This window comes from Micromonospora sp. NPDC048871, from assembly GCF_043198155.1.
Lineage (GTDB): Bacteria > Actinomycetota > Actinomycetes > Mycobacteriales > Micromonosporaceae > Micromonospora.
Window position 1 is genome coordinate 180736 of record NZ_JBICUM010000005.1, and the last position, 16816, is coordinate 197551.

The 16816-nt window shown below is 68.9% G+C and carries 15 protein-coding genes; 7 read left to right on the top strand and 8 right to left on the bottom strand.

The annotated features are described in order from the left end of the window. Window positions 1-10 precede the first annotated feature (10 nt). From ACGFIK_RS14370 to ACGFIK_RS14380, 3 genes are read right to left on the bottom strand one after another with little or no spacing between them, the layout of a single operon-like run. Entirely contained in the window at window positions 11-766 is a 756-nt protein-coding gene (locus ACGFIK_RS14370; RefSeq protein ID WP_327026565.1) for a TylF/MycF family methyltransferase, read from the bottom strand. A 32-nt stretch (window positions 767-798) separates the two neighbouring features. Next, window positions 799-2523 carry an FAD-binding oxidoreductase gene (locus tag ACGFIK_RS14375; protein WP_393339594.1) on the bottom strand — a complete coding sequence of 575 codons (1725 nt, stop codon included), beginning with the start codon at window positions 2521-2523 and terminating at the stop codon, window positions 799-801. Then, the gene (locus ACGFIK_RS14380; protein ID WP_327026564.1) at window positions 2405-2842 is read right to left on the bottom strand and encodes an organic hydroperoxide resistance protein; all 438 of its coding nucleotides are present in this window, start codon (window positions 2840-2842) and stop codon (window positions 2405-2407) included. The genes ACGFIK_RS14375 and ACGFIK_RS14380 overlap by 119 nt, the downstream gene beginning before the upstream one ends. 200 nt (window positions 2843-3042) lie before the next feature. On the opposite strand from ACGFIK_RS14380, the gene metK reads away from it, so the two are divergent. Continuing rightward, window positions 3043-4230, top strand: coding sequence for a methionine adenosyltransferase (gene metK, locus ACGFIK_RS14385; RefSeq protein ID WP_327026563.1), 1188 nt, complete (start codon window positions 3043-3045; stop codon window positions 4228-4230). Continuing rightward, complete coding sequence (locus ACGFIK_RS14390; protein WP_327026562.1) at window positions 4227-5216, top strand: carbohydrate kinase family protein; 990 nt, start codon at window positions 4227-4229, stop codon at window positions 5214-5216. Before metK ends, ACGFIK_RS14390 begins: the two co-directional genes overlap by 4 nt. 223 nt (window positions 5217-5439) lie before the next feature. Here the strand turns inward: ACGFIK_RS14390 and ACGFIK_RS14395 are convergent, their stop codons facing one another. Beyond that, the gene (locus tag ACGFIK_RS14395; protein ID WP_327026561.1) at window positions 5440-6360 is read right to left on the bottom strand and encodes an RNA polymerase subunit sigma-70; all 921 of its coding nucleotides are present in this window, start codon (window positions 6358-6360) and stop codon (window positions 5440-5442) included. Between the two features lie 136 nt (window positions 6361-6496). On the opposite strand from ACGFIK_RS14395, the gene ACGFIK_RS14400 reads away from it, so the two are divergent. Beyond that, window positions 6497-7204, top strand: coding sequence for a DUF899 family protein (locus ACGFIK_RS14400; RefSeq protein WP_327026560.1), 708 nt, complete (start codon window positions 6497-6499; stop codon window positions 7202-7204). 308 nt (window positions 7205-7512) lie between these two features. Beyond that, window positions 7513-8856: an NADP-specific glutamate dehydrogenase gene (gdhA, locus tag ACGFIK_RS14405; protein WP_327026559.1), complete on the top strand. Its 1344-nt coding sequence runs from the start codon at window positions 7513-7515 to the stop codon at window positions 8854-8856. 105 nt (window positions 8857-8961) lie between these two features. On the opposite strand, the gene ACGFIK_RS14410 is transcribed toward gdhA, so the two are convergent. Then, the gene (locus ACGFIK_RS14410) at window positions 8962-9876 is read right to left on the bottom strand and encodes an aminoglycoside phosphotransferase family protein (protein ID WP_327026558.1); all 915 of its coding nucleotides are present in this window, start codon (window positions 9874-9876) and stop codon (window positions 8962-8964) included. A gap of 58 nt (window positions 9877-9934) precedes the next feature. Continuing rightward, entirely contained in the window at window positions 9935-10414 is a 480-nt protein-coding gene (locus tag ACGFIK_RS14415) for a hypothetical protein (protein WP_327026557.1), read from the bottom strand. Window positions 10415-10522: 108 nt separating this feature from the next. On the opposite strand from ACGFIK_RS14415, the gene ACGFIK_RS14420 reads away from it, so the two are divergent. Then, entirely contained in the window at window positions 10523-10678 is a 156-nt protein-coding gene (locus tag ACGFIK_RS14420; RefSeq protein ID WP_327026556.1) for a hypothetical protein, read from the top strand. Window positions 10679-10716: 38 nt separating this feature from the next. Here the strand turns inward: ACGFIK_RS14420 and ACGFIK_RS14425 are convergent, their stop codons facing one another. After that, window positions 10717-12150 (bottom strand): class I adenylate-forming enzyme family protein, encoded by a 1434-nt coding sequence (locus ACGFIK_RS14425; protein ID WP_393339605.1) that lies wholly within the window; start codon window positions 12148-12150, stop codon window positions 10717-10719. Beyond that, complete coding sequence (locus tag ACGFIK_RS14430) at window positions 12140-13687, bottom strand: NAD(P)-binding domain-containing protein (protein WP_393339608.1); 1548 nt, start codon at window positions 13685-13687, stop codon at window positions 12140-12142. Before ACGFIK_RS14430 ends, ACGFIK_RS14425 begins: the two co-directional genes overlap by 11 nt. A gap of 63 nt (window positions 13688-13750) precedes the next feature. On the opposite strand from ACGFIK_RS14430, the gene hutH reads away from it, so the two are divergent. Next, window positions 13751-15238: a histidine ammonia-lyase gene (hutH, locus tag ACGFIK_RS14435; protein ID WP_393339610.1), complete on the top strand. Its 1488-nt coding sequence runs from the start codon at window positions 13751-13753 to the stop codon at window positions 15236-15238. Between the two features lie 12 nt (window positions 15239-15250). Then, entirely contained in the window at window positions 15251-16816 is a 1566-nt protein-coding gene (locus ACGFIK_RS14440) for an NAD(P)-binding domain-containing protein (protein WP_393339612.1), read from the top strand.

The window sequence follows — 16816 nt, forward strand, 5'->3', positions numbered from 1 at the left end:
CGCCGGTGTCTCAGCTTTCCCGGCGCCAGTACACGCTGCTGTCGTCGATGGTCACCAGCTCGGCGGTGATGCCGTGCTGGTCGCGGAACTCCGTCGTCGCGAGCCGGCAGGCGGGGATGACGTAGTCGTCGATGATGACGAAGCCGCCGGGCGACAGCTTCGGGTATAGGTTCACCAGGGCGTCCCGGGTGGACTCGTACAGGTCGCCGTCGAGCCTCAGCACCGCGAGTTGGTCGATCGGCGCCGTCGGCAGGGTGTCGCGGAACCAGCCCTTCAGGAACACGACCTGCTCGTCGAGCAGCCCGTAACTCTCGAAGTTGCGCTTCACCTCGTCGAGCGAGACGGCGAGCTGGCTGTTGTACTGATGCAGCGCCAGGTCGCGGTCGTCGGGATGGCTGCTCTCATCGGTGACCGGCATGCCCTCGAAGGAGTCGGCCACCCACACCCGGCGATCCTTGACCTCGTGAGCGTGCAGCACCGCACGCGCGAAGATGGAGGCGCCGCCGCGCCACACCCCGGTCTCGATCAGGTCGCCGGCGACGCCGTCGGCCAGCACCCGTTCGATGCAGGACTGGAGGTTGTCCAGCCGCTTGAGCCCGATCATGGTGTGCGCCACGGACGGCCAGTCCTCGCCGTTGACCCGACTGTGCTCGTGGTACCCGGGGCCCTGGTAGAACCAGGAGGCCTCCTGCGCGGCGTCTCGGTAGATGACGTTGGTCAGGACCTTCTTCAAGAGATCGAGATAGAGCGTGGTGTCACTGGCCATGGAAGGTCCCTCGCTGAGTGATTGAGGCCGCGTCATGCCGGCCGGACGGACAGCAGGTGCCGGAAGACGCCGCGGGGATCCCACCGTGCCTTCACCTGCTGCAGGCGCGGGTAGTTTTCGCGGTAGTAGAGCGCGTGCCAAGGAGTGCCGGAGGTGTTCCAGACCGGATCCGCGAGGTCCGCGTCCAGGTAGTTGACGAACGTTCCGCTGTAGGCCGGGCCCGGGACCGGCACCCCACCCGTGTCGGCGTGTACGTCGCGGTAGAGGCCGCGGATCCAGGAGAGGTGGTGCTCGTCCTCCTCCGGCAGCGACCAGGCAGTCTCGAAGAACGAGCTGAACGCCGCGTCGCGATGGACCATCGCGGTGGCGTTCGCCGGCACCGCGTTGATCTGCCCTCCGAAGGTGCTGAGGTAGGCGCCGGAAGGGTAGTGCTCGGCGCCGCCCTGCTGCAGGTACCGGTGCACCACAGCGATCTGCTGGTCTGTCCAGGGCCGGCGCAGCAGCGCCGACTTCGACTTGATCCGGTACCCGCTGAGCCCCGGATAAAGCGAGGTGGTGGCCCGCAGCCAAGGCCACGTGAAGACCTGTGTGGCCGGGGTCGCGGGCACCCCCGCGCCGATGGCGGCGATGTACCCGGCCATCAGCTGCTCGGCGCCCGGCTGCTCCTCATCGAGCTGGACATCCAGCCGGATCTCGCCCGCTGCCCTGTGCAGGAGGCTCAGCCCGGCGTGCAGGTCCGCGCCGGGATGCTCGCGATGCCAGGTCGTGTAGTTGTGAATGAGCCGGGCGAACGCCGCCTCGTCGATGTCCGCCCACTGCCACGAGACGCTGGCCTGGCGCAGGGTCACCGGAGGCTTCGGCAGCAGGCGTGCGGGATCACTGCCCCGCGCCTGCGGTGAACGGAACCAGTAGCGGCTGACGATGCCGAAGTTACCGCCACCGCCACCGGTGTGAGCCCACCACAGATCGCGGTGCGGGTCGTCCGGTTCGCGCGTCGCCACCACTTTCCGCGCCTGGCCCGAGCGGTCGACCACGACCACCTCGACGGCGTAGAGGTGGTCTACGACGGAGCCGTACCGGTGTGACAGGGCGCCGTAACCGCCGCCGACAACGTGGCCTCCCGCGCCCACGGTCGGGCAGGTCCCCCCGGGCAGAGTCACCCCCCAGCCGAGGAACAGCTTCCGGTAGATCTGGCCCAGGGTCGCGCCCGCTTCGACGACGAACGCCCGCCGCACGGGGTCGAACGAGACCTCGTTCATCTCCGACAGATCGATGACCATCCGAACGTCCGGGGCGTCCGGGATGTTCTCGAAGCAGTGCCCGCCACTGCGGACCGCCAGACGTTTCCCGGTCCGTACGGCGTCGGTGACGGCCCGCACGATCTGATCGGCCGAGCCGACCAGGCGAACCTCGTCCGGGCGGCCCACGAAGCGTCCGTTGTACGCACGGGTCGTCAGCTCCTGGTATCGCGGGTCCCGGGTCCGGACCGTCACCGGCCCGAACGACGGCGCGCACCCGCCGGCCGCAGCCGACCCGGGCTGCCATAACCCACCGACAGCCATCCCACCGGCCGCCGCTGAGGCGCTGAGGAACCCGCGGCGTGTCACTTCGTTCACAGGCGTACCCGATTCTTGACTGTCACAGTGATTGGTGGTCGTGCTCGATGAGGACGAGGTCGACGTCGACGTTGCCCTGGATCGCGCGGGAGTAGGGGCAACCACGGTGCGCGGCGGCGACGATCCGTTCCGCCACGGCACGGGCTACGCCCGGCAGATCGACTCGGAGGGCGACGGTCAGGCCGAAGCCTGGCCCCTGACGGCCGATGCCGACCCGGGCGGTCACCGAGGAGCCGTACGGCTCTATACGCTCCGAGCGAGCGGACCAGAGCACCGCGTTGTGGAAGCAGGCCGCGTATCCCGCGGCGAAGAGCTGCTCGGGATTGACGGCCAGCCCACCAGAGCCGCCCATCCTCACCGGGAGTTCCAGCCGCTCGTGCAGGACGCCGTCCGAGGTGCGGACCTCGCCTTCCCTGCCGGCCCCGGTCGCGGTGGCTTCGGCGGTGTACAGAATCTCCATGCCAGGCCCCCTGCGGTGGTGGTCGCGGCCAGCAGGCACCGGCACACGGCCGTCTCGGTAACGACGTCGCGGATCGTCCCGAACGCTAAAGAGCGGTCCTAGAAGACCGCTCGACGTCCGCTACCGGGCGCCCCTGGGGCTCCATCGTTGCTCGAGCGGTGCGAGTGATGATGCCTGCAGGACTGAAGCGAGGAGAAGCCATGGGACGTCTGTTCACCTCCGAGTCGGTCACGGAAGGCCACCCGGACAAGATCGCCGACCAGATCAGCGATGGCATTCTCGACGCCCTGCTGGCGCAGGACCCCCGTAGCCGCGTCGCGGTGGAGACCCTGATCACGACCGGCCAGGTTCACGTGGCCGGTGAGGTGACCACCAAGGCGTACGCGGACATTCCGAGCATCGTGCGCGAGACGATCCTGGCCATCGGTTACGACTCGTCCAAGAAGGGCTTCGACGGCGTCTCGTGCGGCGTCAGCGTCTCGATCGGCTCGCAGTCGCCCGACATCGCCCAGGGCGTGGACAATGCGGTCGAGCTGCGCGAGGGCAACTCCGAGCATGCGCTCGACGCCCAGGGTGCCGGCGACCAGGGCATGATGTTCGGCTTCGCCTGCTCGGAGACCCCGGAGCTGATGCCGTTGCCGATCGCGCTGGCGCACCGGCTGGCCTGGAGGCTGTCGACCGCGCGTAAGGACGGCACGATTCCGTACCTGCGGCCGGACGGCAAGACCCAGGTCACCATCGAGTACGACGGGCTGCGGCCCGTGCGGCTCGACACGGTGGTGGTGTCCTCGCAGCACGCCGCTGGTGTCTCACTTGAGGCGCTGCTGACTCCCGACGTGCGCGACTACGTGATCCATCCGGTGCTGGAAGGTCTGAATCTCGACACTGCGGACTACCGGCTGCTGGTCAACCCGACCGGTCGTTTCGAGATCGGTGGCCCGATGGGTGATGCCGGCCTGACCGGTCGGAAGATCATCGTCGACACCTACGGCGGGTACGCCCGGCACGGCGGTGGCGCCTTCTCCGGCAAGGACCCCTCGAAGGTCGACCGCTCAGCGGCGTACGCGATGCGTTGGGTGGCGAAGAACGTGGTCGCGGCGGGGTTGGCGGAGCGGTGTGAAACGCAGGTTGCGTATGCGATCGGTAAGGCGCACCCGGTGTCGTTGTTCGTGGAGACGTTCGGTACGGAGCACGTACCGGTGGAGCGGATCGAGAAGGCCATCCACGAGGTGTTCGATCTGCGTCCGGCGGCGATCATCCGGGATCTGGACCTGCTGCGTCCGATCTATCAGCAGACCGCGGCGTACGGCCACTTCGGCCGCGAACTGCCGGAGCTGCTGTGGGAGAACACCGACCGCGCCCAGGACCTCAAGAACGCGGCCGGATGACCGCCGTGTCCCGCGTCGTCGTGACCGGCTCCATCGCCACCGATCACCTGATGAGCTTCCCGGGTCGCTTCGCCGACCAGCTCATCGCGGACCAACTCCACACGGTGTCACTCTCCTTCCTCGTCGACGAGCTGACCGTACGGCGCGGCGGGGTGGCCGCCAATATCGCGTACGGATTGGGCCTGCTCGGCCTGCGCCCCGAACTGGTCGGCGCGGTTGGCCCGGACTTCGCCGACTACCGCCAGTGGCTGGAACGGCACGGCGTGGACTGCGGCTCAGTGCTGGTCAGTGAGAGCGCGTACACAGCCCGGTTCGTCTGTACCACCGACGATGATCTGTGCCAGATCGCCTCCTTCTACCCTGGCGCGATGACCGAGGCGGCCGCGATCGATCTCCGCGCGGTGCTCGGCGCTGCCCCGGTCGCCCTAGTCCTCGTCGGCCCGGACGACCCAGTCGCCATGCGCCGCCACGCCAGTGCCTGCCGCGACCGGGGCGTCCCGTTCATCGCCGATCCCTCGCAGCAACTCGCCACCATGAGCGGCACGGACATCGCCGAGTTCCTGACCGGGGCGGCCTACCTGATCACCAATGAGTACGAATACGAACTCCTGAGAACCAAGCTGGACATCGAGGAGGCCGACCTCGACGGGATGGGCGGCGTGGTGGTGACGACCCGCGGCGCTGACGGTGTGCTGATACGGGCAGCCGGCGCTCAGGCACACGTTCCGGCCGCCTCGGTGGCGGGGGTGGTTGACCCGACCGGTGGCGGGGACGCGTTCCGGGCCGGATTTGCCGCGGGCGTCGTGCGTGGACTGCCAAGCCAGACGGCCGCGGCGTTGGGGTGCCAGCTCGCGGCGTACGCGATCACCGAACCGGGCGGCCAAGAGTACGCCCTGACGGCCTCTACCCTGTGCCGCGACCTCGCCCTGACATACGGCGAAGCGGTGGCCGAGGCAGTGAGCCGAACGTTGAATGCCCAGCCGTGATCGCCGGTGGGTACCGGCGGCCGCTACACATCCTCGTGACCGTGGCCGGCTCCCCCTGGAGCATCGAGGAGCTGTTCCAGACCGGCAGAGGCCAGAGATCGGCCGTGGCGCTACCGCCAGAGCACACCCTGCGCTGGTCAATCTGGCGACGAACATTCCAAGCCTGCGCCCGACGATTCCACTACCAGCGCAGACTCGGCCACTCAGCTTGAGACCTACTCGTCTAGGGCTCGAGCGTGGCGGGCATGCCGAAGGCGGCGACGTGACGGGCACCGATGAAGGCGTTGCTCGCTACGATCTTCCCGTTCTCGATCCGGAGTACGTCGACGACCAGCGCCTCGTAGTGTGGGCTGCCGGGTCGGCGGAGGTAGTTGATCAGTGCCGGGCGCCCGTTGGCCGAGGTGGGGAACGTACGCCAGTCGAGCGGTCGGGCGAGGAACTCCGCGGCCGCGTCGATCCCGACGACCGGCGGCTCGGGCGGCATCGTGATCCGTACGTCCTCGGCGAGCAGTGCCCGGAACGTCTCCGGGTCCTTCGCGTTGGCGTAGCGGCGCAGGATCTCCTCGTCCTCACTGGTGAGCTGCGGGCGGCGCCAGTCCTTCGGGTCCGACGGAGCGTGCCGCCGGAGGGTGTGGCGGGCCCGCTGGAGGAGGCTGTTGACGGCCGCTACGGCGGTGTCGAGCGCGGCGGCGATCTCCTGCGGCGTCCAGCCGTGGACGTCGCGCAGCACGAAGGCCGCCCGCTGCCGCGGCGGCAGGTACATGAGCGCTGCGATCACGGCCAGCTCGACGGTCTCCCGGGCGGCGAGACCGGTCTGCGGATCGTCGGCCAGCAGGGCGTCGGGATAGGGACCGAGCTCGGTGGACCACTCCAGCGGATCACCGTACGGTACCGTCCGGTGACCGGCCGCCTTGCGGCTGTCGAGGAAGACGTTCGTGGCGATCCGGTAGAACCAGGTGCGCGCCGACGCCCGGCCCTCGAAGCGGTCGCGAGCCCGCCAGGCACGCAGGAAGGTCTCCTGCACCAGGTCGTCCGCGTCGGGGACGTTCCCGGCGAGGCGGTAGCAGTGCACATGTAGCTCACGCCGGTGCTCGTCGAAGGCGCGCTGAAGCCAGACCGCCTGCTCATCAGGCGAGTCGGACATGTGATTTCCCCGGGGCTGAGTGGTCCGCACGACCGTACTGACGACCGCGGGCCCATCCGTCATCGGTCACCGATGACGATCGCCGACTCGGTCGTCTGTACCTGTGACCGATTCCCACTGCACGAGGGAGACAGCCATGACGGCAACCCCCGCGTCCAGCGCCGCCGCGCCCCGGGTCGTCGACCGGGAGACCTGGCTGCGCGAGCGCGACGAACTGCTGGCCCGGGAGAAGGCCCATACCCGCGAAGGAGACGCGATCGCAGCCGCTCGTCGTCAACTGCCGATGACCTTGATGCCGACGGTGACGGTGCGGGGCCCTGGCGGGGACACCCCGCTGGTGGAGGTGTTCGAGGGCCGCCGGATGCTCATCGCCTACTTCCACATGTGGCACGACGGCAAACCGTACGAGCAGCAGTGTGAGGGGTGCACCTTCTCGACCTGTCACATGCAGACGCTGGACTATCTGCACGCTCGGGACGTCACCTACGCCGTGTTCTGCGAGGGTCCCTACGACGAGAGTGCCCCGTTCGCGGAGTTCATGGGCTACCGGTTCCCCTGGTATTCGGCGAAAGACTCCGACCCGGCACTGGCCGACGGTCGTGGCTCCGGGTTCATCGCGTGCTACCTGCGCGACGGCGACAAGGTCTACGAGACCTACTGGACCACCGGGCGGGGCGTCGAGGCGTTGATGACCACCTACCACGCCCTGGACCTCACGGTGTACGGCCGGCAGGAGAACTGGGAAAACTCCCCTGAAGACTGGCCGCGGGTCACCGGGCACCCCTGGCGTCTCAACGGCCGCCCCACCGCGCAATGGTCACGCCCCGGCGTCACACCGCGATGACGTCCTGATGATCGAGGTGATCATGCTCGGGTCGGCCGCGGTGTCAGCCTGCTGCTGCGTCGTGCCGGGCGCTTCCCGCACATGATGTCGCGGGGTATTCGGTGGTCCAGTGTCTCGATCGTCCGGCGGACCTGCTGGTCGGGTGCTGTTCTACATGCCAGGATGCAGGGGCATGCGCGTCGCTGTGGATCTCGACGCCCATATGCTGTCACCGAGACCAGGGCCTACGACGTGTGGACGACTGCCGCGCTGGCCCGTTCGATGTCTTTGGCGCGAAATTCGTATATGAAGCATGCCTGGAGGGCTATTTGTGGACGCATGAGAAGTTCGAGGCCGTTCTGACCGGTGTGATCCGACGCAACCCCGGCGAGGAGGAGTTCCACCAAGCGGTCCGCGAGGTGCTGGACAGCATTCGTCCAGCGCTCGTCCGGCACCCGGAGTACGCCAAGGCGAAGATCATCGAGCGGATCTGCGAACCGGAGCGGCAGGTGATCTTCCGGGTGCCGTGGGAGGACGACCGTGGCGAGGTGCACGTCAACCGCGGGTTCCGGGTGGAGTACAACAGTGCCCTGGGCCCGTACAAGGGTGGCCTGCGGTTCCATCCGTCGGTGTATCTGGGCATCGTGAAGTTCCTCGGCTTCGAGCAGATCTTCAAGAATGCTTTGACCGGTATGCCGATCGGTGGGGGCAAGGGCGGCGCGGACTTCGATCCCAAGGGTCGCTCGGATCGCGAGGTGATGCGCTTCTGCCAGAGCTTCATGACCGAGCTGTACCGGCACATCGGCGAGTACACCGACGTGCCGGCCGGTGACATCGGGGTGGGCGCACGCGAGATCGGTTACCTGTTCGGCCAGTACAAGCGCGTCACCAACCGGTACGAGTCCGGGGTGCTGACCGGCAAGGGGCTCGCGTACGGCGGCGCCCAGGTGCGTCGGGAGGCCACCGGGTACGGCTGCGTGTTCTTCGCCGAGGAGATGTTGCGGGCCGCCGGAGGCGGGCTCGACGGCAAGCGGGTGGTGGTCTCCGGCTCCGGCAATGTGGCGATCTACGCCATCGAGAAGGTCCAGCAGCTCGGTGGTGTGGCGGTGGCGTGCGCGGACTCCTCCGGTTACGTGGTGGACGAGAAGGGCATCGACGTCGAGGTGCTCAAGCAGATCAAGGAGGTGCAGCGCGGCCGGATCAGCGACTACGCCGAGGTTCGACAACACGCGACCTTCGTCCCCGGGCGCAGGGTGTGGGAGGTGCCCTGCGAGGTCGCCCTACCCTGCGCCACGCAGAACGAGGTAAGTGGCGCGGACGCCGCCGCCCTTGTCGCTAACGGCTGCATCGCGGTGGTGGAGGGCGCGAACATGCCGACGACGCCCGACGGCATCCGGGTCTTCACCGAGGCCGGAGTACGTTTCGCCCCGGGCAAGGCCGCCAATGCCGGCGGCGTGGCCGCCAGCGCCTTGGAGATGCAGCAGAATGCCAGCCGCGACTCCTGGACGTTCAGCTACTCCGAGCAGCGGCTCCAGCAGATCATGCAGGACATCCACGCCCGCTGCTTTGAGACCGCGGAGGAGTACGGGATGCCCGGCAACTACATGGCCGGGGCGAACATCAACGGCTTCCTCCGGGTCGCCGAAGCCATGCTCGTTCAGGGACTCATCTGACTGTTCGGATCCGCAGCCAGGGCCGTAGCCGCCGGCGCTGCGGGGGTGCTGTGTGCGCGGTCTGCACCTCCGGTGGGGTGGGGAGAACCTGCACCGGCGCTCGGGTCAGCGCCCTGGCGTCGCGTACTCGGAGACGATGTCGTCGATGACGCGGTGGGCCGCTGCGGTCACGGCCCGGTCGTCGTGCAGTGCGCCGGCGTACGCGATCAGGGTCTTCCACAGGGCCCAGGCCCGTCCGCGGGCCCAGGTCGCCGCATCGACATCGAGCCGGGCGCGGAAGGCCTCGCGGCTCGGACCGGACAGCAGGGTCCAGGCGATCGCCGCATCGCAGGCCGGGTCGCCCACCCCGCAGGTGCCGAAGTCGATGACGGCGGCGAGCGCGCCGTTGAGGATCAAAAGGTTGCCCGGGGCCACGTCGCCGTGGAACCACACCGGTCGGCCGTCCCAGGTCGCCGTGAGTGCCGACTGCCAGATCTCGGTGATGATGTCGCGGGGTATCCGGTGGTCCAGTTTCTCGACCGCCCGGCGGACCTGAGGGTCGTAGACGCGCAGCGGCCCGCCACGAAACCAGTTGTGAAGTCCGGGCTGCGGCCCCCTGGTCGGATCGACGCGGCGCAGCGCGACGAGGAACGCGGCCAGATCTTTCGCGAACCCGGTCAGGTCGCCGATGCTGTCGAGGTTGGCGGGTTCCCCGTCGATCCACTCGTAGACCGACCAGTCGAAGCGGTACCCGTGGGCGGGGACTCCGCGCGTCACCGGCCTGGGCACCGGCAGCGGCAGTTGCGGCGCGAGCACCGGCAGCCATCGGTGTTCCTTGTCGACCGCCAGGGCGTACTCCTGGGCGGTGGGCAGTCGTACCGACAGTCGCTCACCCAACCGGAAGGTCTGGTTGTCCCAGCCGCGCGGCACTGGCCGAACGGGCAGATCGGCCCACTGCGGGAACTGGCTCGCCACCAGCCGCCGTACCAGCGCCGCGTCAACGAGGCGGCGAACCGGCACGGGTACGGCGTCGGCGATCACGCCCTCAACCTCGCAAAACGCGCCATCGGTGGCAACCGATTTAGCGTGTGCGGCCACCTCACCACCACAGCGACTCCGCCGGGTCTTCCGCGACCTCGAGCATCTCCACGGCCGTGAAGAGGCTTTCGACGAAGTCGTGGGGTGGGAGGAGCAGATGCGCGCCGGGGAACAACGCCTCGATCAACATCTCCTTCCCCAGTTCCACGAGGATGTCCTGCGCGATGTCCAGGGTCTGGGCCACAACTGGGTGCCGGTCCGCTATCTCCGCAGGATCGGAGGGGGAGAGGTTGGGGTCGTTCCGGAAGGTGACGAGGGCATCCAGCATCAGAGTGCGGTGGTGCTCTTCCGTGATCGCACGGGCGACGATGTCGGCGATGTCTTCGCGGATGTCCTGGGCAGCCTTCTTCTTCGCCGGTTCATCGAGTTCGTCGAAGGCGTCGAGTTTCCTTCTGAGAGAGCGCCCCTCGGGGCTGTCCTCGACCAGGTCCAGTGCAGCCTGGCGGAGCGGAAATTCCTCGGGTTCATGGCCGCGGCGCATTCACCCAGTCTGGCGGCCACTGGCAAGGATCTGGAGACGGCAGATGTTGTTCGGGCGCCACCGAGATCGTGGTCGACGGTGTTGCCGGGGGTGCGCCACGATGGCCGGGTGGAGAGGGAATGGCTTGGTGACAGGCGTGACGTGTTGCCGGTGGCTTTCACCGGGCCCGCCGATGCCGGGTTCCGGGTGGCCATGCACCGGCTCGTCGCCGCGCCGGTGCCCGCGCGGCGGCTGTCGCAGGCACGCTTGTTCACTTTCGTCTGACCGGACGTGAGCAGGTCGAGGCGACAGTCGGAGAACGGTCACCTGAGCGTCATGCGTGCCAGGGCGCGCTTGTCCGGCTTACCGCTGGGTCCCAACGGGACTCGATCGATCGACTGGATCGTCTGCGGAGCCGACGGCTCTCCCAGGGCCGCCGCCACCAGGGCGCGCAGCCGTCCGGCGTCCGGTGTGTGACCGGCGGCCGGCACCACGTAGGCGTGTACCGCTTCTCCGGTGGCGTCATCGGGACGGCCGACGACGTAGGCCTCGGCGACCGTGGGGTCAGCGGCGAGCACTCGTTCGATGGGGCCGGCGTACACCAGGTTGGCGTGCACGATGATGACCTCCCGGGTCCGGCCGAGCAGGTGCAGGTAGCCGTCGCTGTCCAGTCGGGCCAGGTCACGGGTGCGCACCCAGCCGTCGACGAAGACCTCGGCGGTTTCGACCGGGTCCGTCCAGTAGGCGGTGGCCTGGGCGGGTGTCCGCACGAAGAGTTCTCCCTCGGCGGCGGGTTGGCCGTCGGGGTCCCGGATGGACAGTTCGGTGACCGGGGGTGGGCGGCCGACCGAGGCGAGTGCGGCGGGGGAGGCCAGCATCTCGGTCGGCGTCACCATCGTGATCATGCCGGTTTCGGTCTGGCCGTAGCCGTGGAAGATCACCGGGCCGAGTACCTCGAGGGCCTCGGCGAGTCGGCCCGGTGCCAGTGGGGAGCCGGAGACCACCAGGGCCCGCAGGCTGCTCAGGTCGACCGGATCGGTGCGCTGGTCGTGCACGAGTTGATACAGCTTGCCCACGGTGATCACGCTCGCGGTCGCCCGATGTCGGGCGATCATGCCGGGGAAACCGGGGGGCCGGGCCGCGACCAGGGTGCCGCCCGCGGCCAGGGTGAGGATGGCGTACTCCAGCATCACCTGGCTGCTGAGCGAACCGAAGACCAGATACCGCGCCAGGCGGGGGGCCAGGTCGGCGATCGGCGGGGGCCACCGGTCCGGGTACGGTGCCCAGGCCGCGCTCATCGCCGCGTACGTCTGGGCGCAGCCCTTGGGGTTGCCGGTGCTGCCGCTGGTCCAGACGATCCGGGCGATCTCGTGGGGGTGTCCGGCGGCGATCAGCGGGGTTCCGTCGTCGGGGGCGCGGGCCAGGGTGGCGACCCGGGCGTCGTCGACCAGCAGGGTGTTCTCGCCGAGGTGCCAGGCGTGGTGGGCCGGTGTCAGGTCGGGGCGGATCCCGGAGACCCGGGCGCCGACCGCGAAGGCCGCGATGGTCGCCGCGAAGGCCTCCGCGGTGACGCCGAGCCGCAGGGCCACCCCGACGCCGGGGCCGGCCCCGGCGGCGCGCAGCCCGGCGGCGATGCGACGGACCAGACGGTGCATCTGGGCCGCGGTGACGGTCCGGTCGCCGTCTTCGAAGACCGGCCGGTCGTCACCGACGGCGAGCAGGTCCAACACCGGCTGCGGCCAGAGGTCAACCGGCATCGGAGAGTACGCCTTTGATGAAGAGCACCAGCGGCTGGTGGTGCACCTCCGGCAGGTTCCAGTGGTTCTCGAGGTTCTCCGCCAGGTGGTGCACTGCGACGATCTTGCCGTCGCGGTGGACCCGTACGACCGGGTGCAGGTAGCTGGCGTCGTGGGCGTGCGCGGCGTCGTTCTCGGCGATCCGGGGCACGGTGATGTCGAAGGGGTCGACCTGGTCATGGTCCGGTCCGTACTCCAGGGTGATCACGAACGCGAAGGGTTGCGGACCCAGGCCGCCGTCGTGCAGGTACCCGACCGGTACCTCCTCGTGATAGCGCGCGGTGTCCTCGTCGGAGATGACGACGACATCGCCGAGGACGGCGAACTGCTGCCACAGCGCGGAGGTGCGGTTGATCCGGGCGATGACCGCGTCGGCGATCGCCTCCGGGGTGGCCTCCAGGGTCGCGGCCGGCCAGGGGGTGTCGTGGTGGCGGGCGTGGAGAATCCGGTGCAGGGCCCGCACCCCGTACCGGAAGCCGTGGATGAATCCGCTGGTGGAGCGCTTGAAGTCGCGTTGCTGGGTTAGGGTGCCGGCGAAGTACAGGCCGGGTACGTTGACCGCCTCGTACGCCGAGGTCTGCTCGGGGAAGCGGTCGTTGATGACCAGCCGTGGCCGGGCGGAGGGGTCGAAGATGCTGGCGTCGAAGCGGAATCCGGTGCAGAGAATGACCCGGTCGTAGTCGATCTGCCGGATCGCCTCGACGCTGCGGGCGTACCGGAAGTCGATCCGGTAGCCGCCGTCGTCGCGTCGGGCGATCCGCTCGACGGTGCCGTCGAGGACCGCGTTCTGCGACTTGAGCTGGTACGTGTCGAGGAAGTTGTTGTTGACCGCCCGCAGGTGCCCGACGTAGTGCGACTGCCACGCCAGCTTGATCGAGTGTGGACCGGCGACATGGATGACCGCGGCCGTCTCGATGAGGGCGTCGGCGGTCTCGAAGGCCGAGTTGCCCTTGCCGATGATGAGGACCCGCTGGTTGGTGAAGTCCTCCGGGTCGACGCTGACGGTGTCGTACCGTTCGGCGAGCTCGGCGCCCTCGATCGGCGGGACGTACAGCTGGGACACGCCGGTGGCGACGACCACCCGGCGGGCGGTGAGGGTGTCGTCCCCGGCATCGACGGTGAACAGGTCGCCGTCGCGCGCGATCCGGGTGACCCGGGTGTCGTACCTGACCGGCAGGTCGCGGGCGAAGTCGGCCAGGTAGCGCACCAGGTCCGCGGCGTCCGGGAAGTACCGCCCGCTGTAGTTCTTGAACAGCAGTGCCGGGTCGTCGCTGAGGAGGGAGTTCCAGTCGGCGCGCAGGTTGAACTCCGGATCGTCGGAACCGGTCCAGACCTTGTTGATGGAGATGAGTTGTCGGTGCCGGGGATAGGTGGTGAAGAAGGTGCCCGGTGCCGGGCCGGCCTCCAGGACCAGATGGTCACGGCCGTCGCGCTCGAGCAGGTGAGCGAGCTGTAGCCCGGCCGGTCCGGCTCCAATGATCAGGTAATCGAGCGTCATGCGGCGCAATTTAGCGATCCGATTTCAGAGGGTTCTGAGAATTCGTCTCTAGGGTGCGTTCGCATGACGACAAAGGTGGACCTCGCGGTCCCGCTGCGGATCGCCGATCTGCGCGCCGCCCGCGACCCCATCACCATCGTGGTCGGGCCGCACCTTCGGGACCGGGTCGCGGCCGGCCGTACCTTCCTGTCCGAGGTGCTCGGCGACGACCGCGCGGTGTACGGCGCCACGACCGGTTTCGGTGCCCTGGTGGGGTACGCGGGCCGCGCCGACCTGCGGGACCAGGCCGACAACACCCTCGCCCACCTCGGTGCCGGTCAGGGCCCGGAACTGGATGCCGAGGTGGTCCGGGCGACCCTGCTGCTGCGGGCCGGGTCGCTGGCCCGGGGCGCGTCGGGGGTGTCCCCGCACGTCATCGACGCGCTGGCGGCGATGCTGGCGACCACCTTCGTGCCTGCGGTGCCCCGGCTGGGTTCGGTCGGGGCCAGCGGTGACCTGATCCCGCTCGGGGCGGCCGCCCAGGCGTTACGGGGTCGGGGTCACGCCTATCTGGACGGGGTACGGCTGCCCGCGGCCGAGGCGCTCGCCCGGGCCGGTCTGGAACCGCTGCCGCTGGACGGCAGGGACGCCTTGGCCCTGGTCAACGGCACCTCCCTGACCACGGCGGCGACGGCACTCGCGCTGGAGGAGGTCCGCTCCGCGCACCGCAGTGTCCAGGTGCTCACCTGCCTGCTGGCCGACCTGCTGGGCAGTGACCCGCAGTTTCTCGATGCCCGGCTGCTGCAGGCGTACGGCCATCCGGGGGCGATCGGGGTGGGCGTCCACATGCGGCGGGTCAGTGCGGGGCTGGTGCCGTCCGGCAGACGCCCACTTCAGGAGCCGTACAGCATCCGCTGTTCACCGCAGCTGCTCGGCGCGGCCGAGGACGCCCTGCGCTACGTCGACTCGGTCATCGCGGCCGACCTAGTCGGGGTCACCGACAATCCCTTGTTCTTTCCCGACGAGGACCTCGTCGTACACGGCGGGAACTTCTTCGGACAGCCGGCGGCGTTCGCCGCCGACCTGCTGTCGATGGTCGTGGCCCAGGTGGGCAACCTGGCCGAACGGCAACTGGATCTGCTGGTCGACCCGAACCGCAACGGTGGTCTGCCGCCGATGCTGGCCGCCGGTCCGGGCCAGCAGCACGGGCTTCAGGGCGTGCAACTGGCGGCGACCGCTCTGATCGCCGAGATCCGCCGGGACGTCATGCCCGCGAGCATGCAGAGCCTGCCGACCAACCTGCACAACCAGGATGTCATTCCGCTCGGCACCCAGGCCGCGTTACGGGCGCTGGACCAGGCCCGGCTGCTGCACCTCATCGTCGGGTCGCTGGCGGTGGGGCTGCGCCAGGCCGCACACGTCGGTGCGCGTACGCCGACCGCGTCCGGTTGCGCCGAGATCCTGGCCGCGCTGGCTACGGCCGTACCGGTGATCGATCCGGACCGGCCGTTGAGCGATGACGTGCGGCGCGCCGCCGAGGTCGTCGCGGATTTCTCCGATCGTCTTTCCTGAGGGGTGGGTGCAATGACGCTCGACTACCTGATCGTCGGGGCCGGGCCGGCCGGCCTGCAACTGGCCGCTCTGCTGGAGGCCGATGGCAGGGGTGACTATCTGGTCCTGGAACAGGCGGAGATCCCCGGGGCCTTCTTCGTCACCTTTCCCCGCCACCGGCAACTGATCTCCATCAACAAGCCGCACACCGGCTCGGAGGACCCCGAGCTCAACCTGCGGCTGGACTGGAACTCGCTGCTCAGCGACGACCCGGCGCTGCGGTTCACCAGCTACACCGAACGGTACTTCCCGGACGCCGAGGTGATGGTCCGCTATCTGGCGGACTTCGCCGCGAAGACGGGGGTGCGGGTTAGGTACAACTCCCGGGTGACCTCGGTCCGCAAGACCGACGCAGTGTTCGAGGTCCGGGCGGGGGAGGAGGTCTTCCGGGCGCGCCGGCTCATCGTCGCCACCGGGGTCTCCCAGCCGTACCGGCCGCCGATTCCCGGGCTGGAACTGGCCGAACAGTACGCGGAGATGTCCGTGGACCCGCGCGACTATCTGGACCAGAAGGTGCTGATCATCGGCAAGGGGAACTCCGCCTTCGAGACCGCGGACAACCTGATGGAGACCACCACCCTGATCCACATCGCGGGACCCAGTTCGATCCGGATGGCCTGGCGGACCCACTACGTGGGGCACCTGCGGGCGGTGAACAACAACTTCCTGGACACGTACCAGCTGAAGTCGGCCAACGCGATCCTGGACGGCGACATCAAACGCATCGAGCGCGACGGCGCCGGCTTCAAGGTGACCTTCTCGTTCTCCCGCGCGGACGAGGTGGTCAAGGAGCTGTGGTACGACCGGGTGCTGGCCTGCACCGGGTTCGCCTTCGACGCCTCGATCTTCGACGACACCTGCCGCCCGGCACTAGCGATCAGGGACCGCTTTCCGGCGCAGACCCCGCAGTGGGAATCGGTGAACGTGCCCGGCCTCTATTTCGCCGGCACCATCACCCAGGAGCGGGACTTCAAACGCTCCACCAGCGGGTTCATCCACGGTTTCCGGTACGCCGTGCGGGCCCTGCACCGGGTTCTCCACGCCCGCCACCATGACACCCCGTGGCCGGCGGAGAAGCTGGACGCCACCCCTGAGCTGATCGCGGACGCCATCATCGGGCGGGTCAACCGCACCTCCGCCCTGTGGCAGCAGTTCGGCTTCCTCGCCGATGTGGTGACCGTGGCCGGATCCGACGCGCGCTACCACGAGGAGGTGCCGGTCGAATACGTCACCCACACCGGCCTGCGCACCGCCGACCACGACTACCCGCACGCCTTCGTCGTCACGCTGGAGTACGGCCCAGAGCATGACCAGGTGGATCCGTTCGACGTCACCGTCAGCCGGGTCGCGCAGGATGTCGTCGGCCAGGCCCACGACGCCGCGTACCTGCATCCGGTCGTCCGCCACCACCGGGCGGGTCAGGTCGTCGCCACCCACCACCTGGCGGAGAACCTGGAGAACCGGTGGGACCGGCCGGAGGTTCACGTCGCGCCGCTGGTCGCCTTCCTCGACCGCTGCCTGAGCAGTGTCGAGGGTTGA

Bases quoted from the DNA above. Each gene is read 5' to 3' on its own strand.
- ACGFIK_RS14370 (WP_327026565.1), bottom strand. From the start codon at position 766: ATGGCCAGTGACACCACGCTCTATCTCGATCTCTTGAAGAAGGTCCTG.
- ACGFIK_RS14380 (WP_327026564.1), bottom strand. From the start codon at position 2,842: ATGGAGATTCTGTACACCGCCGAAGCCACCGCGACCGGGGCCGGCAGG.
- metK (WP_327026563.1), top strand. From the start codon at position 3,043: ATGGGACGTCTGTTCACCTCCGAGTCGGTCACGGAAGGCCACCCGGAC.
- ACGFIK_RS14390 (WP_327026562.1), top strand. From the start codon at position 4,227: ATGACCGCCGTGTCCCGCGTCGTCGTGACCGGCTCCATCGCCACCGAT.
- ACGFIK_RS14395 (WP_327026561.1), bottom strand. From the start codon at position 6,360: ATGTCCGACTCGCCTGATGAGCAGGCGGTCTGGCTTCAGCGCGCCTTC.
- ACGFIK_RS14400 (WP_327026560.1), top strand. From the start codon at position 6,497: ATGACGGCAACCCCCGCGTCCAGCGCCGCCGCGCCCCGGGTCGTCGAC.
- ACGFIK_RS14415 (WP_327026557.1), bottom strand. From the start codon at position 10,414: ATGCGCCGCGGCCATGAACCCGAGGAATTTCCGCTCCGCCAGGCTGCA.
- ACGFIK_RS14425 (WP_393339605.1), bottom strand. From the start codon at position 12,150: ATGCCGGTTGACCTCTGGCCGCAGCCGGTGTTGGACCTGCTCGCCGTC.
- ACGFIK_RS14430 (WP_393339608.1), bottom strand. From the start codon at position 13,687: ATGACGCTCGATTACCTGATCATTGGAGCCGGACCGGCCGGGCTACAG.
- hutH (WP_393339610.1), top strand. From the start codon at position 13,751: ATGACGACAAAGGTGGACCTCGCGGTCCCGCTGCGGATCGCCGATCTG.
- ACGFIK_RS14440 (WP_393339612.1), top strand. From the start codon at position 15,251: ATGACGCTCGACTACCTGATCGTCGGGGCCGGGCCGGCCGGCCTGCAA.